20 protein-coding genes are annotated in these 23,364 nt (G+C 54.2%); 13 read left to right on the top strand and 7 right to left on the bottom strand.

Features of this window, described 5'->3' with window-relative positions:
• Positions 1–116 precede the first annotated feature (116 nt).
• Together mobB and mobA are read right to left on the bottom strand one after the other, a co-directional pair.
• Entirely contained in the window at positions 117–629 is a 513-nt protein-coding gene (mobB, locus tag ACCC84_RS19265; RefSeq protein ID WP_039991455.1) for a molybdopterin-guanine dinucleotide biosynthesis protein MobB, read from the bottom strand.
• Complete coding sequence (gene mobA, locus ACCC84_RS19270) at positions 626–1,216, bottom strand: molybdenum cofactor guanylyltransferase MobA (protein ID WP_039991454.1); 591 nt, start codon at positions 1,214–1,216, stop codon at positions 626–628. The genes mobB and mobA overlap by 4 nt, the downstream gene beginning before the upstream one ends.
• 150 nt (positions 1,217–1,366) lie before the next feature.
• Between mobA and ACCC84_RS19275 the strand changes: the two genes are divergently transcribed.
• The 3 genes from ACCC84_RS19275 to dsbA all read left to right on the top strand — a co-directional run bounded on the left by ACCC84_RS19275 (position 1,367) and on the right by dsbA (position 3,366).
• Positions 1,367–1,636: a YihD family protein gene (locus ACCC84_RS19275; protein WP_004956836.1), complete on the top strand. Its 270-nt coding sequence runs from the start codon at positions 1,367–1,369 to the stop codon at positions 1,634–1,636.
• A 90-nt stretch (positions 1,637–1,726) separates the two neighbouring features.
• Positions 1,727–2,713 (top strand): serine/threonine protein kinase, encoded by a 987-nt coding sequence (locus tag ACCC84_RS19280; protein ID WP_371902171.1) that lies wholly within the window; start codon positions 1,727–1,729, stop codon positions 2,711–2,713.
• A gap of 29 nt (positions 2,714–2,742) precedes the next feature.
• Entirely contained in the window at positions 2,743–3,366 is a 624-nt protein-coding gene (gene dsbA, locus ACCC84_RS19285) for a thiol:disulfide interchange protein DsbA (protein WP_004956830.1), read from the top strand.
• A 40-nt stretch (positions 3,367–3,406) separates the two neighbouring features.
• Here dsbA and yihG read toward each other — a convergent pair whose 3' ends face one another.
• Complete coding sequence (gene yihG / locus ACCC84_RS19290) at positions 3,407–4,303, bottom strand: 1-acylglycerol-3-phosphate O-acyltransferase, YihG family (protein WP_004956828.1); 897 nt, start codon at positions 4,301–4,303, stop codon at positions 3,407–3,409.
• A gap of 497 nt (positions 4,304–4,800) precedes the next feature.
• Between yihG and polA the strand changes: the two genes are divergently transcribed.
• The gene (polA, locus tag ACCC84_RS19295) at positions 4,801–7,602 is read left to right on the top strand and encodes a DNA polymerase I (protein ID WP_371902172.1); all 2,802 of its coding nucleotides are present in this window, start codon (positions 4,801–4,803) and stop codon (positions 7,600–7,602) included.
• Between the two features lie 205 nt (positions 7,603–7,807).
• Positions 7,808–7,855 carry a small protein SpfP gene (gene spfP, locus ACCC84_RS23770; protein WP_071892919.1) on the top strand — a complete coding sequence of 16 codons (48 nt, stop codon included), beginning with the start codon at positions 7,808–7,810 and terminating at the stop codon, positions 7,853–7,855.
• A 268-nt stretch (positions 7,856–8,123) separates the two neighbouring features.
• On the opposite strand, the gene yihA is transcribed toward spfP, so the two are convergent.
• A complete protein-coding gene (gene yihA / locus ACCC84_RS19300; RefSeq protein ID WP_039992483.1) occupies positions 8,124–8,774 on the bottom strand; it encodes a ribosome biogenesis GTP-binding protein YihA/YsxC in 651 nt (216 codons plus the stop codon).
• A gap of 743 nt (positions 8,775–9,517) precedes the next feature.
• On the opposite strand from yihA, the gene yihI reads away from it, so the two are divergent.
• Together yihI and hemN are read left to right on the top strand one after the other, a co-directional pair.
• On the top strand, positions 9,518–10,051 hold the full coding sequence (gene yihI, locus ACCC84_RS19305) for a Der GTPase-activating protein YihI (RefSeq protein WP_371902173.1): 534 nt from the start codon (positions 9,518–9,520) through the stop codon (positions 10,049–10,051).
• A 185-nt stretch (positions 10,052–10,236) separates the two neighbouring features.
• Entirely contained in the window at positions 10,237–11,610 is a 1,374-nt protein-coding gene (hemN, locus tag ACCC84_RS19310) for an oxygen-independent coproporphyrinogen III oxidase (RefSeq protein ID WP_371902174.1), read from the top strand.
• Positions 11,611–11,664: 54 nt separating this feature from the next.
• Here hemN and glnG read toward each other — a convergent pair whose 3' ends face one another.
• The 3 genes from glnG to glnA all read right to left on the bottom strand — a co-directional run bounded on the left by glnG (position 11,665) and on the right by glnA (position 15,853).
• Complete coding sequence (glnG, locus tag ACCC84_RS19315) at positions 11,665–13,077, bottom strand: nitrogen regulation protein NR(I) (protein ID WP_004956815.1); 1,413 nt, start codon at positions 13,075–13,077, stop codon at positions 11,665–11,667.
• A 2-nt stretch (positions 13,078–13,079) separates the two neighbouring features.
• Positions 13,080–14,135, bottom strand: a complete 1,056-nt coding sequence (gene glnL, locus ACCC84_RS19320; protein WP_004956811.1) for a nitrogen regulation protein NR(II) — start codon at positions 14,133–14,135, stop codon at positions 13,080–13,082.
• Between the two features lie 308 nt (positions 14,136–14,443).
• Positions 14,444–15,853: a glutamate--ammonia ligase gene (gene glnA, locus ACCC84_RS19325; protein ID WP_039991450.1), complete on the bottom strand. Its 1,410-nt coding sequence runs from the start codon at positions 15,851–15,853 to the stop codon at positions 14,444–14,446.
• Positions 15,854–16,224: 371 nt separating this feature from the next.
• On the opposite strand from glnA, the gene typA reads away from it, so the two are divergent.
• The 6 genes from typA to ACCC84_RS19355 all read left to right on the top strand — a co-directional run bounded on the left by typA (position 16,225) and on the right by ACCC84_RS19355 (position 23,346).
• The gene (gene typA / locus ACCC84_RS19330; RefSeq protein ID WP_004956806.1) at positions 16,225–18,048 is read left to right on the top strand and encodes a ribosome-dependent GTPase TypA; all 1,824 of its coding nucleotides are present in this window, start codon (positions 16,225–16,227) and stop codon (positions 18,046–18,048) included.
• A 209-nt stretch (positions 18,049–18,257) separates the two neighbouring features.
• Positions 18,258–18,848, top strand: a complete 591-nt coding sequence (gene yihX / locus ACCC84_RS19335) for a glucose-1-phosphatase (RefSeq protein ID WP_371902175.1) — start codon at positions 18,258–18,260, stop codon at positions 18,846–18,848.
• Between the two features lie 46 nt (positions 18,849–18,894).
• Positions 18,895–19,791, top strand: coding sequence for a virulence factor BrkB family protein (locus ACCC84_RS19340; protein ID WP_004956799.1), 897 nt, complete (start codon positions 18,895–18,897; stop codon positions 19,789–19,791).
• A complete protein-coding gene (gene dtd, locus ACCC84_RS19345; RefSeq protein ID WP_004956796.1) occupies positions 19,788–20,225 on the top strand; it encodes a D-aminoacyl-tRNA deacylase in 438 nt (145 codons plus the stop codon). Before ACCC84_RS19340 ends, dtd begins: the two co-directional genes overlap by 4 nt.
• 155 nt (positions 20,226–20,380) lie before the next feature.
• On the top strand, positions 20,381–21,328 hold the full coding sequence (gene fabY / locus ACCC84_RS19350) for a fatty acid biosynthesis protein FabY (protein WP_004956792.1): 948 nt from the start codon (positions 20,381–20,383) through the stop codon (positions 21,326–21,328).
• Between the two features lie 347 nt (positions 21,329–21,675).
• The gene (locus tag ACCC84_RS19355) at positions 21,676–23,346 is read left to right on the top strand and encodes a ShlB/FhaC/HecB family hemolysin secretion/activation protein (protein WP_371902176.1); all 1,671 of its coding nucleotides are present in this window, start codon (positions 21,676–21,678) and stop codon (positions 23,344–23,346) included.
• The last annotated feature ends 18 nt before the right edge of the window (positions 23,347–23,364 follow it).

Genomic DNA, 23,364 nt, shown 5'->3' on the forward strand with positions numbered 1-23,364 from the left:
CCATGCGAGAGTAGGACACTGCCAGGCATCAAATAAAGCAACAAGCCCTACGTGAAAACGTAGGGCTTTTTGTTTTGGGATGACGAAAATAAAGCGGTATTTCTACCGCTTGTTCATTACTGCTTCAGCCAACCGGCAATAAAATCAGCAACCGCCTGCGGATCGTTGATATCTAGTTGCAGGCCGGGATAGCCCACGGGCCGATCGCTGGCAACCGCAATAACGTATTCATCCAATATTTCCTCCAACGGCCTGCCGACGCTGGCACGATAAAGAATGATTTTGTCGATCCGCTCATGTTTAAAGCCTTCCACCAAAATAATATCCACGTTGGCGGTGTCAAAACGGCTTGCCAGAAAGGCCAGATCCAACGGTTGCTGCTCCGGTGTTTCCGTCATCAATGCCCAACGGCGATCGCTGGCGACCAGCGTCTGGTCAGCTCCCGCTTTACGCAGTTCGTAGCTGTCTTTGCCCGGCGTATCCACATCCATATCATGATGCGTATGCTTAATCAGACCTACGCGTATCTGCTGCTGCCTTAAAGCAGGAATCACCTGCTTGAGTAGCGTGGTTTTACCTGTACCACTATAGGCGGCAATGGCCAGCATTGGGGGTAAACGGCTACTCATTGGCTGATTCCTCTTGCTCGTTGCCATGACAGGCAATCTTCTCGGGTATTCAAATTATGAAAAGCGGACGATTGATTGCTGAACACCACCTCTTTTGCGCCAACGGCGTCTAAAAACAGCATTAACTTGCGTTCGCCCTGGGCCAGATATTGCGCCAAACGCGCTGCCAGGCTGTTATGCAGTAATGCCAGCGTGGGATGCGCGCGTTGATCATCACTGGCATAGACCGCCAGCGCACCTTGTCTGCCTTGCCATAGCGCTTCTACCAGCGACTCAGGGAAATCTGGAACATCACAAGGAACGAACACCACCCACTCGGTGGTGGCATGTTGCAATCCCGCCAGCATTCCCGCCAACGGCCCGGCAAAACCAGGCTGCAGATCGCCGATCACCGGCCAACCGCTGCGCTGGTACTGCGCCAGGTTACGGTTGGCGCTGATCAATACCTTGCCCACCTGGGGCTGCAAACGCGCCAGCGTATACTGATACAACGCCTTGTCGCCTATTTGCACCAATCCCTTGTCTTCGCCACCCATTCGGCGCGCCCGGCCGCCGGCCAGGATCACACCGGTAATTTCTGCATGCATAATCGTCATTCCACTAAAGGCTAACGCCCTGATTGTAGCGCTAAAGCTACCCAGACATCAGGATTTACCTTTATTGACAAGCTGCTTCTTTCACTGAGTAGTCAAGCCTGTTACTTTGTGGGTTTATGTATTTCACTGGACGAATCTAAAATGAAAACGCATCGTGTCAACGAGCTGATTGAGCTACTGCAGCCAGCCTGGCAGCAAGATCCCGATCTTAATCTGGTGCAGTTTTTACACAAGCTGGCGCAGGAAGCGGGTTTTAAAGGCGAGCTCACCGAACTGAGCGATGATGTTCTGATCTACCATTTGAAGATGCGCGGCACTGCCGGTACAGAACAAATCCCGGGTTTGAAGAAAGACTATGAAGAAGACTTCAAAACGGCGCTGTTGCGTGCGCGTGGCGTGATAAAAGACTAGTTCGGGTGAGCAATATGAGCCTGTGCACGATCGATGCTACTATTTTCATTCCCGGCACAGTGTTGTCGCCAAGCTAAAATGAATGTTGTTATGAACAACTCTGCGTTTAATTTTGACACCCTTTCCCCCGACCTGATTATGGATGCGCTGGAAGGGGTTGGCCTGCGCGTCGATTCTGGCCTGACGGCATTAAACAGTTACGAAAACCGCGTCTACCAGTTTATGGATGAAGCCCGTCAGCGCTATGTGGTGAAGTTTTACCGCCCTGAACGTTGGAGTGCGGCACAGATTGGTGAAGAACATCAATTTGCGCATGATTTGGCCGACGCTGAAATTCCTGCGGTAGCGCCCTTGATGTTGCAAGGTAAAACGCTGCATCAGCACGGCGGCTTTTTCTTTACCGTATTCCCGAGCGTCGGGGGACGGCAATACGAAATAGACAATCTGGATCACCTGGAGTGGGTCGGTCGTTTTCTGGGACGCATACATCAGGTTGGTGCTGAGAAGCGCTTTATTGAACGTCCCACTATCGGTATCGATGAATATCTCACCGCACCGCGAACCGTGCTGGCAAACTGCGATCTGGTGCCCAAGGCCCAGCGGGCGGGCTTCCTGGCGGCGACGGATAGGCTGATTGAGGCGATAAAACCCCGTTGGCATCTCGATTGGCAACCGCTGCGCCTGCACGGTGACTGCCATCCAGGCAATATCCTGTGGCGTGACGGACCGTTATTCGTCGATCTTGATGACGCACGTAATGGGCCGGCGGTGCAGGATTTCTGGATGCTGTTGCACGGTGAACGTCATGATCAATTAATGCAGTTGGATATTTTGCTGGAAGCCTACGGCGAATTTACCGAGTTCGATCAGGGGGAATTGGCGCTTATCGAACCGCTACGCGCAATGCGCATGGTGTATTACCTCGCCTGGGTAGCACGCCGTTGGCAGGATCCGGCATTTCCGCGAAGTTTTCCCTGGATGGCAGAGTCTGATTTCTGGCTGTCTCAGACCGCGGCATTTACTGAACAGGTTAAGCTGTTGCAGGAACCTCCTCTGCAGCTGATGCCAATGTATTGAAGCTTTAACACAACGGAGAGTTTATTCTTATGAAGAAAGTATGGTTGGCACTTGTTGGCATGATGATGGCATTCGGTGCCTCAGCCGCACAGTATAGCGATGGATCCCAATATGTTACGTTAGACAAACCGGTGACCGGCGAACCGCAGGTGCTGGAGTTCTTCTCCTTCTACTGCCCGCATTGCTATCAGTTCGAAGAGGTTTATCACGTTTCTGACGCGGTGAAAAAAGCGTTGCCGGTCGGAACCAAAATGACCAAATATCACGTTGAATTCCTGGGTCCGATGGGCAAGCAACTGACGCAGGCATGGGCTGTCGCCATGGCGCTGGGCGTGGAAGATAAAATCACGCAGCCAATGTTTGAAGCGGTACAGAAAACTCAAACCGTTCAAACGCCGGATGACATTCGCAACGTCTTTATTAAGGCCGGGGTGAAAGCGGAAGATTACGATGCTGCGTTGAACAGCTTCGTGGTTAAATCGCTGGTTGTTCAGCAGGAAAAGGCGGCAGAAGATCTTCAGCTGCGCGGTGTGCCAGCGGTATTTGTTAATGGCAAATACATGGTGAAAAACGACGGCCTGGACACCAGCTCAATGGACGCGTACGTGAAACAATTTGCTGACGTGGTTAAATTCCTCAGCCAGCAAAAGTAAGTACCATTGCAGATAAAAACGCCGGGATAACCGGCGTTTTTTATTGGTATTGTCGTTTGATTTTATCCAGCAAGCGATCTTTTTCCTGCCACAGCGCATTCAGCCATAGTTGAAACTGCCGTTTGAAATGCTTGTCGTTAAAGTAATCGCCGTGCAGTGTTTCATCGATAGGCAGCATATCGATACGTACCACCACGCGTTTTAACCGCCCGCACAACATATCCAGGAATGGCCGTTGGTTATTATCGGGATAATGCAGCGTAACATTCAATACACGGTCAAATTGGTTACCTAATGCACTGAGTGTAAAAGCAATACCCGCGGCCTTTGGTGCCAGTAAATTGCGATAGGGCGAATGGGTTTTTATCTTTTTGCTTTCGGTGAAGCGTGAGCCTTCAACGAAATTGACGATGGTCGTGGGGCGCTGGCGAAACTTCTCACAGGAACGGCGGGTGGTTTCAATATCCTTGCCGCGTTTTTCCGGATGCTTAAGCAAATAGGCACGCGAATAGCGTTTCATGAACGGCATGTCGAGCGCCCAGCAAGCCAGGCCGACAAAAGGGACCCAGGCGAGCTGTTGTTTCAGAAAATACTTGTTCATGGGAATACGGTTACGGAACAATACGCACAGCACCACAATATCCGACCAGCTTTCATGATTACTGATCAGCAGGTACCAATTTTTACGCTCCAGCCCGGCAAGTCCTTCAATATCCCATTCTAATTGCCGGTTAAGGCGTAATAGCACCGCCAATCCCTGGCACCAGCACCACATCATGGCATCGGCAAAGGCGGAAATACGTCGCCATATAACAGGAATGGGCACCAGCAGCTTGACGATACCGGCCGCAGCGATAGGGATTGAGCATAATACCGTCAGCAGTATGGTCAATAGCGTAGAAATGATGAAAACAACAGGGGCTAACACTTTTGGCATGGTTATAGGCTGGTGCTTGAAAAAACAGGATTAGGTATGCCGGGGTAGGCGCGAAGACAGATTTTACCAGAAACCACCTAGAGAAAGCGTTACCAAAAAGTAGCTGTTTTTTTCTCGGCACCACGGATTATTTGGTGGGATTTCGTGCAACTCTCTTATCTTGTGCTATGGTAATTGAGGCGCCAAATTTGATTTATTGTGCGATTAAAATTGCGCGCCAGTAATATCCACAAAATCAAAAAACGCCAATTAATACGCTTAGCCATTAGGATAAATTCTAGTGCAATGATTTGTCTGGGGATTTTATCTTCATTTAACGGCCTGCCTTCTATTTTATAATCCATTCTTTTTTCTATACACAAAGTTATCCACAGGCAGGATCGTGCGGATCGCTTAGCAAAATCCGATCATTTTTAGCCGTAATGCACGCTAAGGTTCGTCTCTGACGGCCAGCTATGGCATCCTTAGCGTAGTCTTCTCACGAAAAAAGAAACGCTATGGCCCAGATTGCAGAAAACCCATTGATCCTGGTAGACGGTTCCTCTTACCTCTATCGCGCCTATCACGCCTTCCCGCCGCTGACCAACTCGGCAGGTGAACCTACCGGGGCGATGTACGGTGTGCTGAACATGTTGCGCAGCCTGCTGTTGCAGTACCAGCCGAGCCATGTGGCGGTGGTTTTTGACGCCAAAGGCAAAACCTTCCGTGATGAACTGTTTGCAGAATATAAGTCCCACCGGCCTCCGATGCCCGACGATTTGCGTGCGCAGATCGAGCCGCTGCATCGCATGGTGAAGGCGATGGGGCTGCCGCTGCTGGTTACGCCGGGCGTTGAGGCCGATGACGTTATCGGCACGCTGGCGCAAGAGGCGGAAAAGGCCGGTCATGCGGTATTGATCAGCACCGGTGATAAAGACATGGCGCAGTTGGTAACGCCGAATATCACCCTGATAAATACCATGAACAACACCATCCTCGGTCCACAGGAAGTGTGTGACAAGTACGGCGTGCCGCCGGAGCTTATCATCGATTTTCTGGCGCTGATGGGCGATTCTTCAGATAACATTCCGGGCGTGCCTGGTGTCGGTGAGAAGACCGCACAGGCGTTGCTGCAAGGCTTGGGTGGCCTGGATACTCTGTATGGCAATCTTGACGGCATTGCGGCTCTGAGTTTCCGCGGCGCCAAGACCATGGCGGCCAAGCTGGAACAGAATAAAGAGGTGGCGTACCTGTCTTATCAGCTGGCCACCATTAAAACCGACGTCGAACTGGAGATCACCTGCGCCGATCTTACCGTTGCCGAACAAGATGCCGATCAACTGCAACAGCTGTTCAAGCATTATGAATTCAAACGCTGGCTGGCAGACGTCGAGGCCGGCACCTGGTTGCAGAACAAAAAGGGTAACGGTGCCAAAGTGGCCAATGGGCCAAAACCGTCCAGCGTGACGGCTGAAACCCCCAAAGCGGTGGCGGAAGCCAAACTGTCGCAGGAGGGGTATGTCACCATTCTGGAAGAAAGCACCTTTGCCGAGTGGCTTGAACGTCTGAAAAAGGCCGATGTTTTTGCCTTTGACACCGAAACCGACGGGCTGGATACGCTGACCGCCAATCTGATCGGCCTGTCTTTTGCCATCGAACCTGGGGTTGCCGCCTATTTGCCGGTCGCGCATGACTACCTGGATGCGCCGGTACAGCTGGATCGCGCATACGTGCTGGAAACGCTGAAACCGCTGCTGGAAGACGAAAAAGCCCTGAAGGTGGGCCAGAACCTTAAGTTTGATAAAAGCCTGCTGGCGCGTTACGACATTGACCTGCGCGGCATTGCCTATGACACCATGCTGGAATCGTATGTGCTCGACAGCGTCAGCGGCCGCCATGATATGGATAGCCTGTCCGATCGCTATCTCGATCATAAAACCATCACCTTTGAAGAAATCGCCGGCAAAGGGAAAAACCAGCTGACGTTCAACCAGATTGCCTTGGAGCAGGCCGCACCTTATGCGGCGGAAGACGCCGACGTGACGCTACAGTTACACCTGGCGATGTGGCCGAAGCTAAAGGAAAGCACTGGGCAGTTGAAGGTGTTCAACGAGATCGAAATGCCACTGCTGCCCGTGCTGTCGCACATTGAGCGCACCGGGGTGTTGATCGATCAGCATATTCTGGCGGCGCACTCCAAAGAGCTGAGCAAACGGCTTGGCGAACTGGAAATTCAGGCGCATGAGCTGGCCGAAGAGCCGTTCAATCTGGCGTCCACCAAGCAGTTGCAGGCAATTCTGTATGAAAAACAAAAGCTGCCGGTATTGAAGAAGACGCCGGGCGGCGCGCCGTCGACCAACGAAGAAGTGTTGGCGGAGCTGGCACTGGACTATCCATTGCCAAAAGTGATCCTTGAATATCGCGGCTTGGCGAAGCTGAAAACCACCTACACCGACAAGCTGCCGCTGATGATCAATCCGGTCAGCGGGCGTGTGCATACCTCTTATCATCAGGCGGTCACGGCGACCGGTCGCTTGTCTTCCAGCGATCCTAACCTGCAAAACATTCCGGTTCGCAATGATGAAGGGCGGCGTATTCGTCAGGCGTTTATCGCGCCGGCTGGTTACCGTATTGTGGCGGCCGACTACTCGCAGATTGAATTACGTATCATGGCACACCTGTCGCAAGATCGGGGCCTGCTTAACGCGTTTGCCGCCGGCAAAGACATTCACCGCGCCACCGCTGGCGAAGTCTTTGGCCTGCCGCTGGACAAAGTCACCAACGAACAGCGTCGCAGTGCCAAGGCGATCAACTTCGGCCTGATTTACGGCATGAGCGCCTTTGGTCTGGCTCGTCAGTTGGGGATCCCGCGTGGTGAAGCACAGCGTTATATGGATCTGTATTTTGAACGTTATCCGGGCGTGCTGGAATATATGGAACGTACTCGCCAGCAGGCGTCGGAGCAGGGGTATGTCAGCACCCTGGATGGGCGTCGTCTGTATCTGCCAGACGTTCGCTCCAGTAATGGTATGCGTCGCAAGGCGGCAGAGCGTGCGGCAATTAATGCGCCGATGCAGGGCACGGCGGCGGATATTATCAAGCGGGCAATGATTGCCGTCGATGCCTGGTTACAAGGCCAACAACAGCCGCTGGTGCGCATGATCATGCAGGTTCACGATGAATTGGTGTTTGAGGTGCATGAGTCGGCGATGGACGACGCCTGCCTGCGTATCCGTAGCTTGATGGAAGGGAGCATGGAGTTGGCGGTACCGTTGAAGGTGGATATCGGTGTGGGTAAGAACTGGGATGAGGCGCATTGATCGGCGCCGCTTCAGCCTTTGCTGCTCGCTGTTAACGGTAACAGGCGAAAAACCAAGCTTTTTTCGTAATTTAGCTACATCAAGCGGTGATTGTTTCCGCAATATTACGCTAATAGCGGTGCAAACTGTGTAAGTAAACAACAAAAAATTCTTTTGCCCTGCGAAAAAATGATGTAGAGTTACAGATGTAGGGTACAGAGGTAAGATGTTCTATCTTTCAGACCTTTTACTTCACGTAATCGGATTTGGCTGAATATTAGCCGCCCCAGTCAGTATTGACTGGGGCGTTTTTTATTGTAAAAACAAAAACAAAACATCAGTTTTTCCTATCACCTCGTCAGCGGTGCCAGCACGTTATTTCCTTGATACATTCACATATTCGCTCGCTCGGGCATGACTTGGCCATAAGTGTTTATGATGGTTTCTTGTCAAAACTGTAATTAGATAACAAAACGCCAGGCAACAGACAGAAAAAAGGGCCCATTTGCATGGACCCTGACCGACGGCACGCTGCGCGGGCGTTATTCACCGCCGATGTCATCTTCTTCTGGCAGCACTTCCGGTGGGATTTCATTGAACCAGGTATTCAGCTTTTGGCTCAGCTTGTCGACGCCGATTTTCTTCGGTGAAGAGAACGGTTCAACCTGAATGTCACCCATAAATGCCAATACTGCCTCGCGCACCATATTAACCTGAGCCTTGCGCGCACCTGACGCCAGTTTGTCGGCCTTGGTCAGCAACACCAATACCGGCGTGCCCACGTCGACCGCCCATTGGATCATTTGCTGATCGAGATCTTTCAGCGGATGGCGGATGTCCATCAACACCACCAATCCCTTCAGGCAGTTGCGCATTTGCAAATATTCGCCCAGGGCGCGTTGCCACTTGCGTTTCATTTCTTCAGGAACTTCGGCGTAGCCGTAACCCGGCAGGTCGACCAGGCGAATGCCGTCTTCCACTTCGAACAGGTTAATCAGCTGGGTGCGACCCGGTGTTTTACTGGTACGCGCCAGGCTTTTCTGATTGGTTAGCGTATTCAGTGCACTAGATTTACCGGCATTGGAGCGGCCGGCAAACGCCACCTCAATACCCGCATCTGCCGGCAAATGGCGGATATCGGGCGCGCTGGTGACGAAATGGGTCATATGATAATTGTAATTCTTGCTGGTCAAAATTTTTCGTCTCCGAATGAGCATGGCTTTCTGGGGGGCGATTATAACTGCATCAGCGCGAAAATGGGCCGCTTTCTGATTTTTAACCGCTTGGCGTGCGGTTTTTTGCCCTTTGCCCGGCGGCTTGGTGTAAGACATTGACCATTCGAACATGGGGATATGTCGCTTTATTCGAAAGTGCTTATTGTTCTTTTTTAGTTAAAACAATGTGTTAATTCTTCGAACTGCATAATATTACCACCTGGCGTCAGTAAGTACCTTGAGCGAGAGTTGAATACGCGTAAAGTAGCTTCATCGCAGGACGCGAAGGATCAGGAACGTTCGGGAAGAACGATAAATCTCAGGGAACGCACCGGATGTGCAATGAGTGCCAGGATGTTTTCAGATGGAATTGGCCTGTTAACCGCGGAAGGGTTGGCAGCACACGGATGGTGAAGTATTTGCAATTGGATGCTGGCGGGAAGCGCACTCAGGATGAGTGGTAGCGAATGGATTGCGCCCAAGGATGATTTTTCTTTCAGGATGAAGGACGTAGTGGCAGGGATTGCATTTATAGCAGATGGAAAAACTGGGATGTTGAATGTGCGCATGGAGCGCGTAGCAGCCATATCCTTCAAACGAAGGACTGAAAAAGGCGGCAGGTTTAACCTGTCGCCTTTTTTATTTGTCTGCTTTCTGCTAGATTCCGCCCAATCGTATAGCTCCTCTATACTGAAGAATCTAATACTCAAGAGCATAACGCTATGAACCAGCCTTCAAAAGCGCCCCGCGGTAAAGCGGCGACGCCAAAAACCAAAAAGAAAAGTCGTGTGGAACTCGATCAGGAAGCCCGCGAGCGCAAGCGTTTGAAAAAGCGCCGTGGCCTGGCCTCCGGTTCTCGTACTCAGGTAGAGAGCGGCAAACAGAAACACTCAGCGTCAGGCGAGGCGAAAGACCCACGTATCGGTAGCAAAACGCCGGTACCATTGCTGGTGGAAGGCAAGGTGAAGGCCAAGCCGCAGATCAAGCCAAAAGCCGTCGCCAAGCCGCGCCTGACGCCGGAAGAAGAACTGGCGAAGCTGGAAAACGACGAACGTCTGGATGCGTTGCTGGATCGTATCGACGATGGTGAAACGCTGAGCGCTGAAGATCAGGCTTACGTCGACCAAACGCTGGATCGTATCGATGCGTTGATGGAACAGCTAGGCATTGAGCTGGGCGATGACGACGAAGAAGAAGAAAAGCAGGAAGATATCCTGAAGTTGCTCAAGAGCGGTAACCCGAAAGACGTATTTTAACGCGTCATGTGGCCGATTCTGGCAATAACCTTACTGTTAACATGTTATCTGCTGTGGTTATTCGGTAAACTATGGCGGCTGTCGCGGCGCAAAGCGCGCTTGCGCAGCGCTTCCGTGGCCAGACAGCGTAGAGCAATGCCCCTTTCCCGGCCCCGGCAGAAACGAGTACGGAAAAGGAGTAAGCAATGTCAGAACAGGCGATTGTCTGGGATTTGGCCCTGATCCAAAAGTACAATTACTCAGGGCCACGTTACACCTCATACCCCACTGCGCTGGAATTCAACCAGAGCTATGACGAAGCGGCGTTCCAACGCGCTGCTGCGCGCTATCCCGAGCGACCGCTGTCGCTGTACGTGCATATTCCGTTTTGCCACAAGCTCTGCTATTTCTGCGGCTGCAACAAGCTGGTGACGCGGCAGACCCACAAGGCGGATGATTATCTGGTGGCGCTGGCGCGTGAGATCGCCGCACGGGCGCCACTGTTTGCCGGGCGTCAGGTCAGCCAGATGCATTGGGGTGGCGGTACGCCTACCTACCTCGACAAAGCGCAGATCAGCCGGCTGGTGGCGATGCTGCGCCAGCATTTTGATTTCCTGCCCGACGCGGAAATGTCGATCGAGGTCGATCCGCGCGAAATTGAGCTGGACGTGCTCGATCATTTACGCCACGAAGGCTTCAATCGCCTGAGCATGGGCGTACAGGATTTCAACAAGGACGTGCAGCGGCTGGTTAACCGCGAGCAGGATGAAGATTTTATTTTCGCCTTGATAGCGCGCGCCAAGGCGCTGGGTTTTAACTCCACCAATATTGATCTTATTTATGGTCTGCCCAGACAAACGCCAGAAAGCTTTGCTTTCACCTTGGCTCGAGTGGCTGAGCTGAACCCGGACCGGCTCAGCGTGTTCAACTATGCCCATCTGCCCGATCTGTTCGCCGCCCAGCGTAAAATCAAGGATGCTGACTTGCCCGATGCGCAGCAGAAGCTGGATATCCTGCAACAGACCATCGCCTCGTTAACACAATCCGGTTATCAGTTTATCGGCATGGACCACTTTGCCCGACCAGAGGATGAACTGGCGGTGGCGCAGCGCGAAGGCAAGCTGCACCGCAATTTCCAGGGTTACACCACTCAGGGCGATAGCGATCTGCTGGGGTTGGGCGTTTCCGCTATCAGCATGTTGGGTGACAGCTATGCACAAAACCAGAAACTGCTGAAGACCTATTACGGCAGCGTTGAACAGCAGGGTAGCGCGCTGTGGCGCGGTTTGGCGATGAGCGAAGATGACTGCCTGCGTCGCGATGTCATCAAAACGCTAATCTGCAATTTCCAGTTGGCTTATCAGCCGATTGAGCAACGGTATGGGATTGATTTTACGGATTACTTTGCGGAAGATCTGCACCTGTTGGCGCCATTTGAGCGTGACGGGCTGGTGGAGAGGGATGCGCTGGGGATTCGCGTGACGCCGCGTGGCCGCCTGCTGATCCGCAACATTTGCATGTGCTTTGATGTCTACCTGCGCAAACAGGCGCGCACCCAGCAATTTTCGCGGGTTATCTAGCGTAAAAAAAACGGCCGCCAGGCGTGGCGGCTGTTAGTTGTCTCAACGCGGCAATTATTCCATTCCCAGCTCTTTCAACTTGCGCGTCAGCGTATTGCGTCCCCATCCCAACAGACGGGCGGCTTCCTGCTTGTGCCCTTGGGTATGGCGCAGCGCGGTGGTGAGCAGGGTGCGCTCCATTTCCGGCTGGGCTTCCGACAGCAGATTTTGATGACCGGAACGTAGCGCGCGGTCGGCCCATTGTGCCAGCAGCGTCGCCCAGCTGTCCGGCAAACTGTGTCCGCCGGTTTCTGGCGCGGCGGTTTCGAACAGTTCGCCGGGCAAATCCTGGATCAACACTTCCTGTCCGGCAGCCATCACCGTCAGCCAGCGGCAGGTATTTTCCAACTGACGTACGTTGCCCGGCCAGGGCAGGCGCGTCAGGGCGGTTTCCGTTTCCGGATGCAGATTCTTTGCTTCCACCCCCAGCTCTTTGGCCGCCACCTGCAGGAAATAACGCGCCAGGCGCGGGATATCTTCACGGCGCTCGCGCAGCGGCGGCAGATGGACGCGGATGACGTTCAGACGGTGAAACAGATCCTCACGGAATTTGCCTTCCTGCACGCGCAGTTCCAGGTTCTGGTGCGTGGCGGCGATAATCCGCACGTCGACCTTCACCGGCGCATAGCCACCGACCCGATAGAATTGGCCATCCGCCAGTACGCGCAGTAAGCGAGTCTGAACATCCAGTGGCATATCGCCAATTTCATCCAGGAACAGGGTGCCACCGTCGGCCTGTTCAAAACGGCCCTGGCGGATCTGGTTGGCGCCGGTAAATGCGCCTTTTTCGTGGCCAAACAGCTCGGACTCGATCAGGTCTTTCGGGATCGCGGCCATGTTCAACGCGATAAACGGCGATTTGACGCGTGGGCTGTGCCGGTGCAAGGCATGTGCCACCAGCTCCTTGCCGGTGCCGGATTCGCCGTTGATCAGGACGCTTATCGACGAACGCGACAGGCGACCGATGATGCGGAACACGTCCTGCATCGCCGGCGCTTCGCCGATAATGTCGGCGGTTGGGCCACTGGCCGGTTGGCTGCGTGCCGGTTGCTGCTGTTCCTGATAATGGCTGATGGCGCGTTCCACCAGTGCCACCGCTTCATCAATATCGAAAGGCTTCGGCAAATAATCGAACGCCCCCTGTTGATAGGCGCTGACCGCCGCGTCGAGATCCGAATGGGCGGTCATGATGATGACCGGCAGCATCGGATGACGCTGTTTAATTTGTTTGAGCAGCGCCAAACCGTCCATACCCGGCATGCGAATATCAGACAGCAACACGTCTGGCGTTTGCGTCGATAACGCTTCCAGCACGTCGTTACCGCTGTCGAAGGTGGCGCAGCTCATGCCCGCTCCGGTAAGCGCGCGTTCAAGCACCCAGCGGATGGAGCTATCGTCATCGACGATCCAGACTATCCCTCGTTGCATAGCTACCTCGACTTGCGAATGGGCAGGTAAACCGAAAATTCGGTATGTCCCGGCCAACTGTTGAATTCAATTTTACCGCAATGCTGATCGATCAGATTGCGGGCAATGGATAGTCCCAGGCCGGTGCCGCCTTCGCGACCACTGACCATCGGGTAGAATAATGTGTCTTGCAGCTGCGCCGGCACGCCAGGGCCGTCATCTTCAATATCGATACGCGCCGCCAGCCGATAGCGGGTGCCATGCAGCGTGATTTGGAACGCGGTACGGGTGCGCAGCGTGATGGTGCCGCCGGCTTCCCCCAATGCCTGTAGCGCATTGCGGGTGATGTTCAGTAGTACCTGCTCGATTTGGTCCGGATCGTGTGCCAGTTCCGGCAGGCTGGGATCGTAATCGCGCACCAGCGTGACGTTGTCTGGCATTTCCAGCGACACCAACTGACAAACCCGTTCAGCCACCTGATGGATGCTCTGCGTAATGTGCTGGCCTGGCCGCTGTGGCCCCAGCAGGCGATCGACCAGATTGCGCAGGCGATCGGCCTGTTCGATGATCACTTTGGTGTATTCGGTCAGCGACGGATCGGGCAGCGCCTTGGCCAGCAGCTGCGCCGCGCCACGCAGACCGCCGAGCGGGTTCTTGATTTCATGCGCCAGGCCGCGCACCAGATCGCGTGCTGCGACTTGCTGGGCGTGCTGCAACTGTTCCTGGCTGAGACGGCGCTGATTATCCATCGGCGCCAGCTCCAGCAGAATAAAGCCTTCAGGCAGCGCCTGAGCGGTCAGGGAAAGGATATGCGCCCGCCCGTCGACCACCAGCGTCACTTCGTTGTCGGTGAAACCCTGGCCGGCCTTGAGGCTTTCTCGCATCAGATCGACGTTCAGCGAAAAATAGCCGAGCAAATCGGGCAGCGGCGTGCCGAAAAGTTTACGGGAGCTTTGCGCCAGCAGTTGTTGAGCCGCTGGGTTGGCGTAGTGTACCGCCAGTGAGTCATCCAACAGCAGAATGCTGTTGATCAGTGAATTGAGGATTTGCCCTGCGTCGGGCAATTTGTCAGTTGCCATATATGCCCTTCATCTTTCAAGGTACAGCGGCAATGGCTGTCCTTGCTTACCCGGTCATCTGGCAGACCCCGCCGTATCGGCACGGTTGCCGTCTCGCTGCACCTTGAGATCTTGTGGGTATAGCAGACGCTCTGCACTTTTTTGGTGCATCTATCCTACTCCATCCTTGATAAGCACGGAATGGCGTAGTGTTACCGATAATAGCGTGGTGAAAAAAGCCCATCCGAAGATGGGCTGAAAGTTTCCACGGCAACAAAAAAACGACAACTAAAATTGGTTGCGCCACGCGCGGTGGCGCAGATGATGCTTTAAACGCTGTAGTACAGTTCGAACTCAACCGGGTGTGGCGTCATGCGCACGCGGTCCATTTCTTCTTTACGCAAATCGATGTAGGCATCGATCGCATCGTCGGTGAACACGCCGCCACGGGTCAGGAACTCGCGGTCTTCGCTCAGTGCAGCCAGCGCTTCGTCCAGTGAACCGGCCACTTTTGGAATCTCGGCTTCTTCTTCCGGCGGCAGGTCGTACAGGTTTTTATCCATGGCATCACCAGGGTGGATCTTGTTGATGATACCGTCCAGGCCTGCCATCAGCAGGGCAGCGAAGCACAGGTACGGGTTGGCAGCCGGATCCGGGAAGCGAGCTTCGATACGGCGCGCTTTCGGGCTGGCAACCACTGGAATACGGATGGATGCGGAGCGGTTACGGGCAGAATAAGCCAGCATAACCGGTGCTTCGTAGCCTGGGACCAGACGCTTGTAAGAGTTGGTGGTCGGGTTGGCCAGGGCGTTGATGGCTTTTGCGTGCTTGATGATGCCGCCAATGTAGAACAGGGCAGTTTCGGACAGGCCGCCGTATTTGTCGCCAGCGAACAGGTTGGTGCCGTTCTTGGACAGCGACATGTGGCAGTGCATGCCGGAACCGTTGTCGCCGAACATAGGTTTTGGCATAAAGGTCGCGGTTTTGCCAAATGCGTGAGCCACGTTGTGCACCACGTATTTGTAAATCTGGATTTCGTCGGCTTTCTTGGTCATGGTGTTGAAGCGGGTTGCCACTTCGTTCTGACCGGCGGTTGCCACTTCATGGTGGTGCGCTTCAACCACCAGACCCATTTCTTCCATGGTCAGACACATGGTTGAACGCAGATCCTGTGATGAGTCGACCGGTGGAACCGGGAAGTAGCCGCCCTTCACCGCTGGACGGTGGCCTTTGTTGCCGCCTTCGTATTTGGTGCCGGAGTTCCATGCGCCTTCGATGTCGTCGATGGCAACGTGGGAACCGCGGATGCTGCTGCCGAAACGGATATCGTCAAACAGGAAGAACTCAGGTTCTGGCCCGAACAGTACGGTGTCGGCAATGCCGGAAGAGCGCAGGAAATCTTCTGCACGCTTGGAAATGGAACGCGGGTCGCGATCGTAGCCCTGCATGGTGCCTGGCTCAAGAATGTCGCAGCGAATAATCAGCGTGGATTCTTCGTAGAACGGATCCAGCACCGCGGTGCTGGCGTCTGGCATCAGTACCATGTCAGATTCGTTAATGCCTTTCCAGCCGCCGATCGAGGAGCCGTCAAACATCTTGCCTTCTTCGAAGAAGTCGGCATTTACCTGATGCGCAGGAATGGTGACGTGCTGTTCTTTACCCTTGGTGTCAGTGAAACGCAGGTCTACGAATTTCACTTCATGCTCATTCAGCATCGTCAAAACGTGTTCAGCGGACATACTTAACTCTCCCGGATTTATCATTGTCGTCGTCGTGGAACGAATCTGTGGTTCTGGCTTTTTTTCGCCCTGTATAGACTAAAGCGAAAACTGTGCCAACTTTATAAAAGCGGGGTAATCACCATTCTGTGCGGCTTTTACCCAATCTGAGTATGCACCATTAGTGATGCATTGCACCATTTAAGTGCAAAAGTAGCGCCGTTAAGCACCAAGATGGTGCAAAAGTGCACCTGCTGGTGCTTTTTGCACCGTGAAAGGGATCACAAACTGACCTGGACACAGTTGTTTATAAGAGATGGTTGTGATCTTGTTTAGTACCTCGCTTAATACGTGTACAATAGCGCGCTATTTCTAATGCCTGAGGCAAAGCTGTGATCGAAAATTTGCGTAACATCGCCATTATTGCCCACGTTGACCATGGTAAGACCACCCTGGTTGACAAACTGCTGCAACAATCCGGTACTTTCGGAGAGCGTGTAGAAGCCACCGAACGCGTAATGGACTCCAACGATTTGGAGAAAGAGCGTGGGATTACCATCCTCGCAAAAAACACCGCCATTAATTGGAAAGACTACCGCATCAACATCGTGGATACCCCAGGACACGCCGACTTCGGCGGCGAGGTTGAGCGTGTGATGTCAATGGTTGACTCGGTGCTGCTGGTTGTGGATGCAATGGATGGCCCAATGCCGCAAACCCGCTTCGTGACCAAAAAGGCATTTGCCAACGGTCTGAAGCCGATCGTGGTAATCAACAAGGTTGACCGCCCTGGCGCGCGTCCAGATTGGGTTGTTGATCAGGTCTTCGACCTGTTCGTTAACCTCGACGCTACCGACGAGCAGCTCGACTTCCCAATCATCTATGCTTCTGCATTGATGGGGATCGCCGGTACTGACCACAACGACATGGCGGAAGACATGACCCCGCTGTATCAGGCTATCGTCGACCACGTGTCTGCACCGCAGGTTGAGCTGGAAGCACCGTTCCAGATGCAAATCTCCCAGTTGGACTACAACAACTACCTGGGCGTAATCGGTATCGGCCGTATCAAGCGTGGCAAAGTGAAGCCAAACCAGCAGGTCACCATCATCGATAGCGAAGGTAAAACTCGCAACGGTAAAGTGGGCAAAGTGCTGGGCCATATGGGTCTGGAGCGTATCGAGTCCACCCTGGCTGAAGCGGGCGACATCATCGCTATCACCGGTTTGGGCGAACTGAACATCTCCGACACCATCTGTGACACCTCTGCGGTGGAAGCACTGCCGGCGCTGTCTGTTGATGAGCCGACCGTCACCATGTTCTTCAACGTCAACACCTCACCATTCTGTGGTAAAGAAGGTAAGTTCGTGACTTCGCGTCAAATCCTTGAGCGTCTGAACAAGGAACTGGTGCACAACGTGGCACTGCGCGTTGAAGAAACCGAAGATGCTGACGCATTCCGCGTATCTGGCCGTGGTGAGCTTCACCTGTCGGTACTGATCGAAAACATGCGTCGTGAAGGTTTCGAACTGGCGGTATCCCGTCCGAAAGTTATCTTCCGTGAAATCGATGGCCGTAAACAAGAGCCATTCGAAAACGTTACGCTGGACATCGAAGAACAGCACCAGGGTTCCGTGATGCAAGCCATGGGTGAGCGTAAAGCTGACCTGAAAAACATGGATCCAGACGGTAAAGGTCGTGTGCGTCTCGACTACGTGATCCCAAGCCGTGGCTTGATCGGTTTCCGTAACGAGTTCATGACCATGACCTCGGGTACCGGTTTGCTGTACTCCACCTTCAGCCACTACGACGACGTGCGTCCGGGCGAAGTCGGCCAGCGTCAGAACGGCGTGCTGATCTCCAACGGTCAGGGCAAGGCGGTAGCGTTCGCCCTGTACGGTCTGCAGGATCGCGGCAAGCTGTTCCTGGGCCACGGTGCGGAAGTGTACGAAGGCCAGATTATCGGTATTCACTCACGTTCCAACGACCTGACCGTGAACTGCCTGACCGGTAAGAAGCTGACCAACATGCGAGCTTCCGGTACTGACGAAGCGACTACCCTGGTTCCGGCCATCAAGATGACTCTGGAACAAGCGCTGGAATTCATCGATGATGACGAGCTGGTAGAAGTGACACCAACCTCGGTCCGTATCCGTAAGCGTCACCTGACGGAAAACGATCGTAAGCGTGCAAGCCGCGGTCCTAAAGACGTGTAATTGCCTATTGATATCCGGTGAGCGTCAGGCTGCGGCCTGAGCGCTGACCGGTATCGATGCCGCATTCCCAGGGCGCGTTCGGCGCCCTGAGTTTTTTCCTCTGCTTTCCCCCGTTTCTGCGGCGCGCTATGCGCTTTTCCGTTCGCTCTCTGTTCAGCCTTTACTTTTCCCGCTACAGTGAACTCTCACCGGCCCGCCAGGAGAGGACTATGCTGTACATCTTTGATTTAGGTAATGTGATCGTCGATATCGATTTCAAACGCGTACTGGGTGTATGGAGCAATTTGAGCGGCACGCCACTGGCGGTGCTGAATGAACGTTTCACCATGGGCGACGTGTTCCAGCAGCATGAGCGCGGGGAAATCAGCGACCAGCAATTTGCCGCCAGCCTGTGTGAAGAAATGGGCATTGCCCTCAGCTTTGAACAGTTTTCTACCGGCTGGCAGGCGGTTTTCGTGGCTCTGCGCCCGGAAGTGATCGCCATCATGCAGCGGCTGCGCAATGAAGGACACCGCGTCGTGGTGCTGTCCAATACCAACCGCTTGCACTGCAACTACTGGCCGCAGCATTATCCTGAAGTGGCGACGGCGGCTGACGCGATGTATCTGTCGCAGGACATCGGCCTGCGCAAACCGGATCCGGCTATTTACCAATACGTACTGGAGGCGGAACACACCCCGGCCGAGCAGGCGGTATTTTTTGACGATCATCCCGCTAACGTCAGCGCAGCGCAGGCGGTGGGCATCAAGGCGGTGCACGTCACCGACCGCGACGTGGTGCCGGCCTATTTTGCCGGTTGAGTCAGGCAGGTTAAGCTCAAGGCATACGAACTGACAAGGAGTGAGTATGTCGTTATTCCGCAGCAAGGCGCTGCCGTCATCGATCAAACCGGGCGTGACCTTTAGCCGCCTGCTGATAAAGCGCATCGACAGCGATGGCCTGACCATGCTGGCAGGCCACCTGGCTTACGTTTCCCTACTGTCTCTGGTGCCGCTGATCACCGTGGTATTTGCGCTGTTTTCGGTCTTCCCGATGTTTTCCGACGTCAGCATGCAGCTTAAGAGCTTTATCTTTAACAACTTCATGCCGGCTGCCGGCAATGTCATCCAGCGCTATCTGGAACAGTTCGTCGCCAACTCCAACAAAATGACCGCCGTCGGTACCTGCGGCCTGATAGTCACCGCGCTGTTACTGATGTCGTCGGTGGACAGCGTGCTGAACACCATTTGGCGCAGCAAAAACAAGCGGCCGATGGTGTATTCATTCGCAGTGTACTGGATGGTACTGACGCTGGGGCCGCTGCTGGTGGGTGCCAGCATGGCGATCAGTTCCTATTTGCTGTCGTTGAACTGGTTGGCGCAAACCGGCGTCAACAGTCTGGTCGAGCAGCTTCTGCGCATCTTCCCGTTGATACTGTCGTGGGTTTCATTCTGGCTGCTGTATAGCGTGGTACCGACGGTGCGCGTACCGTCGAAAGATGCGTTGATCGGCGCGCTGGTGGCTGGCCTGCTGTTTGAACTGGGCAAGAAGGGGTTTGCGTTGTACGTCACCATGTTTCCGTCATACCAGCTGATTTACGGCGTGCTGGCGGTGATCCCGATTTTATTTCTGTGGGTCTACTGGAGCTGGTGTATCGTGTTATTGGGTGCCGAGATCACCGTCACTCTGGGAGAATATCGCGCGTACCGGCAACATAAAGTCGAGCAGCAACAACAGGATAATCAGCAGGAAGGGCAGTCATGATTGCATTGATTCAACGGGTATCAAACGCCAGCGTCACGGTTGACGGCGAGACGATAGGCAAAATTGGCCCGGGTTTGTTAGTGTTATTGGGCGTAGAACAAGACGATGACCAAAAGAAAGCCGACCGCCTGTGTGAGCGGGTATTGGGATACCGCATTTTCGGCGACGAGAACGACAAGATGAACCTCAACGTGCAACAGGCCGGCGGTAGCGTACTGGTAGTTTCACAGTTTACCCTGGCGGCGGATACGCAAAAAGGCATGCGGCCGGGTTTTTCGCGCGGAGCCTCGCCCCTCGAGGCTGAGCGGCTATATCACTATTTTGCCGAGCAGTGCCGTAAACGCGGCGTGGAAACGCAGACCGGACAGTTCGCTGCGGACATGAAAGTGGCGCTGGTGAACGATGGGCCGGTGACTTTCTGGCTGCAAGTTTAGGAACCACCCAATAGGCTAACTGACTTGCCCTGTTGGGCCGAAGCCGTGCTCATCCCACCGAGGCGTGGGGCCAGTCACAACCCGGCCCGAATTGACGGCAACGGCACGCCTATTGAATGGCTCCGCAGGAAACATGATTTGGAGAGAAGGCGTCTATGTATCACCTACGAGTACCCGTAACAGAGCAAGAACTGAAGGATTATTACCAGTTTCGCTGGGAAATGCTGCGCAAACCGCTGCACCAGCCGGTGGGTTCGGAAAAGGATGCCTATGACGCCATGGCCCATCACCAGATGGTGGTGGACGAGAGTGGCAATATCGTCGCTATCGGGCGACTGTATATCAATGCCGACAACGAGGCCGCGATACGTTTTCTGGCGGTTGACCCTTCAGTGCAGGATAAAGGGCTGGGGACGCTGGTGGCGATGACGCTGGAATCGGTGGCGCGACAGGAAGGCGTCAAGCGCGTCGTGTGCAGCGCGCGTGAGGATGCGGTCGAATTCTTCGCCAAGCTGGGGTTTGAAAGCCAGGGGGAGATCACCGCGCCGCAAACCACGCCGATACGCCACTTCCTGATGATCAAGCCGGTAGCGACGCTGGACGATATTTTGCACCGCCCTGACTGGTGCGGGCAATTGCAGCAGGCGTGGTACGATCATATTCCGCTGAGCGAAAAGATGGGCGTACGCATCAGCCAATATACCGGCCAGCGTTTTGTGACCACCATGCCGGAAGTCGGCAACCAGAATCCGCACCATACGCTGTTTGCCGGTAGCCTGTTTTCGCTGGCCACGCTGACGGCCTGGGGATTGATCTGGCTGCTGTTGCGTGAGCGTCATCTGGGCGGCACCATCATTCTGGCGGATGCGCATATCCGCTACAGTAAACCGATCACCGGCAGGCCGAGAGCCGTTGCCGATCTGAGTTCACTGAGTGGCGATCTGGCCCGTTTGGCACGTGGCCGCCGGGCGCGCGTGCAGGCAGAAGTACATTTATTCGGTGACGATGACAAAGGGGCCGTATTTGAGGGCACCTATATGGTGCTGCCAGCCGAACCGGAAGAGCCGTTGGACAAAGGCGGTTCAGAGGCGTTAGCGAACTGAGCATCAAGCGCAGCATAGGGCATCTGGCCAGATGGGTGCTGCATGCTGCGCCCACTTAACGGGTTGGGCTTAATTGATGGCTTAATCTATCGTAGATATGTGACGTAGTTGCCGATTTTTTGTTTAATCAGAAATATCTTTGCTTAATTGGCATAATTGACTATTTAATTTGCACTCAACAAATAAATTGAATGGATTAAATCGGGTTAAGGATATTTACCCCGTCTAATCTTGAGATTTATCCTAATATTGATGACATCAGGTCCCGCAAAGTCACGATCTCCTGCTTGTCTGATGCTGAATCCTGTCGTTAGAATGCCGCAAAATCATTAAGGCGGTTTATCTGAATGGACTCAGTAACTCAGCGATTGGCAGTATCATTGTTATTTCTTTCCCTCAGTTCGGCTGCTGGCGCCAATATGCTCAGCCCGGCGGATCGAGATACTATCCAACAGCAACAACGCGAATTGTTGCAGCAAAACCAACAGCAACGACAGGAGTTGCAACGCAGCCTGTCCCCGGTGCTGCCACAAACGCCAGCAGCCACAGCCCCCGGCGGGCCGTGCTTCACCATTACGACCATTCACCTTGAAGGTGCCAGCCATCTGCCCGCCCGTGCGCGGCAAGCCTTGACGCAGCCCTATCTGCAACGCTGCCTGAATCTGGCCCAGATCAACACCCTGGTGCAGCAGGTTTCCGACTGGTATATCGAACGGGGCTATATCACCAGCCGCGCTTTCCTGACCGAGCAAGACCTGTCCCATGGGGAACTGAAGCTGCTGGTACTGGAAGGGCAACTGGAGAAGATCTGGCTGGACCAACGGGATGACCGAATGCTGAAGATGGCGTTCCCAGGCCTGGTGGGCCACATCCTTAATCTGCGCGATATCGAACAGGGCATGGAGCAGATCAACCGCCTGCGCCAACAACCGGTGCAGATTGAAATCCTGCCCGGCAGCCAACCGGGTTATTCGGTGGTCAATTTGACCGCCAAACCCGAGTTCCCGGTGATGCTGGGGCTGGGTTTTGATAATAGCGGGCAAAAGAGTACCGGCACCGGGCAGATCAACGGCTCATTGACCGGCAATAACCTGCTGGGGCTGGCGGATCAGTGGTTTGTGACCGGCGCGCGCAGCAGCGATTTCGCCAACGATCACGATGCCCGCAGCGTACAGGCCGGTGTCAGCCTGCCTTATGGTTATTGGCTGGTGGATTACAACTACTCTTACAGCGACTATCTCTCGACGATCGACAATCAGGGCTTTGATTGGCGATCCACCGGCGACAGTCAAACCCATCGCTTCAACGTTTCGCGCGTATTGTTCCGTAACAGTGACATGAAAACCGGCCTGGCGCTGGGCCTGACCCACCGCATCAACCGCAACTATCTTAATGACACCCGGTTGAACAGTAGCAGCCGCAAACTGACCAGCGTATCTCTGGGTATGAGCCATAGCCAAAAACTGTGGGGAGGGTTTGCCACGCTCAATCCTTCCTACAGCCGTGGCGTTCCCTGGTTAGGCGCGGAAGATGACAGCGGTAAAGCCAGCGAAGCACCTAGGGCGGAGTTTAATAAATACACTCTCTCCGGCAGCTATTATCTGCCGTTGACACCAAACTGGAACTACCTCACCAGCCTGTACGGCCAGTGGACACCCGATCGCCTTTACGGCAGTGAACGCCTGACCCTCGGTGGCGAAAGTTCGGTGCGTGGCTTCAAGGAACAGTATCTCTCCGGCGATAAAGGCGGCTACTGGCGTAACGAGGTCAACTGGTCGCCGTTCAGCCTGCCGTATCTGGGCGATATTTCCGTATTGGCTGCCGTAGATGGCGGTTATCTGCGCCACGACTCTGTGGATACCTACGCTTCCGGCACGTTATGGGGCGGCGCGGTGGGACTGGGCAGCCGCAATCGCTATTTCAGCAGCCAATTTACCGTTGGCTGGCCGCTGGCGCATCCGAGCTGGTTAGAGCCGGATCGGGTATCGATTTACTACCGTATTAACATCGTTCTTTAATTCACAGGGAAGGATTTC

It is taken from the genome of Serratia odorifera (assembly GCF_041448735.1).
GTDB classification, from domain to species: domain Bacteria; phylum Pseudomonadota; class Gammaproteobacteria; order Enterobacterales; family Enterobacteriaceae; genus Serratia_F; species Serratia_F odorifera.

Bases quoted from the DNA above. Each gene is read 5' to 3' on its own strand.
- mobB (WP_039991455.1), bottom strand. From the start codon at position 629: ATGAGTAGCCGTTTACCCCCAATGCTGGCCATTGCCGCCTATAGTGGT.
- mobA (WP_039991454.1), bottom strand. From the start codon at position 1,216: ATGCATGCAGAAATTACCGGTGTGATCCTGGCCGGCGGCCGGGCGCGC.
- ACCC84_RS19275 (WP_004956836.1), top strand. From the start codon at position 1,367: ATGAAAACGCATCGTGTCAACGAGCTGATTGAGCTACTGCAGCCAGCC.
- ACCC84_RS19280 (WP_371902171.1), top strand. From the start codon at position 1,727: ATGAACAACTCTGCGTTTAATTTTGACACCCTTTCCCCCGACCTGATT.
- dsbA (WP_004956830.1), top strand. From the start codon at position 2,743: ATGAAGAAAGTATGGTTGGCACTTGTTGGCATGATGATGGCATTCGGT.
- yihG (WP_004956828.1), bottom strand. From the start codon at position 4,303: ATGCCAAAAGTGTTAGCCCCTGTTGTTTTCATCATTTCTACGCTATTG.
- polA (WP_371902172.1), top strand. From the start codon at position 4,801: ATGGCCCAGATTGCAGAAAACCCATTGATCCTGGTAGACGGTTCCTCT.
- yihI (WP_371902173.1), top strand. From the start codon at position 9,518: ATGAACCAGCCTTCAAAAGCGCCCCGCGGTAAAGCGGCGACGCCAAAA.
- hemN (WP_371902174.1), top strand. From the start codon at position 10,237: ATGTCAGAACAGGCGATTGTCTGGGATTTGGCCCTGATCCAAAAGTAC.
- glnG (WP_004956815.1), bottom strand. From the start codon at position 13,077: ATGCAACGAGGGATAGTCTGGATCGTCGATGACGATAGCTCCATCCGC.
- glnL (WP_004956811.1), bottom strand. From the start codon at position 14,135: ATGGCAACTGACAAATTGCCCGACGCAGGGCAAATCCTCAATTCACTG.
- glnA (WP_039991450.1), bottom strand. From the start codon at position 15,853: ATGTCCGCTGAACACGTTTTGACGATGCTGAATGAGCATGAAGTGAAA.
- yihX (WP_371902175.1), top strand. From the start codon at position 18,258: ATGCTGTACATCTTTGATTTAGGTAATGTGATCGTCGATATCGATTTC.
- ACCC84_RS19340 (WP_004956799.1), top strand. From the start codon at position 18,895: ATGTCGTTATTCCGCAGCAAGGCGCTGCCGTCATCGATCAAACCGGGC.
- dtd (WP_004956796.1), top strand. From the start codon at position 19,788: ATGATTGCATTGATTCAACGGGTATCAAACGCCAGCGTCACGGTTGAC.
- fabY (WP_004956792.1), top strand. From the start codon at position 20,381: ATGTATCACCTACGAGTACCCGTAACAGAGCAAGAACTGAAGGATTAT.
- ACCC84_RS19355 (WP_371902176.1), top strand. From the start codon at position 21,676: ATGGACTCAGTAACTCAGCGATTGGCAGTATCATTGTTATTTCTTTCC.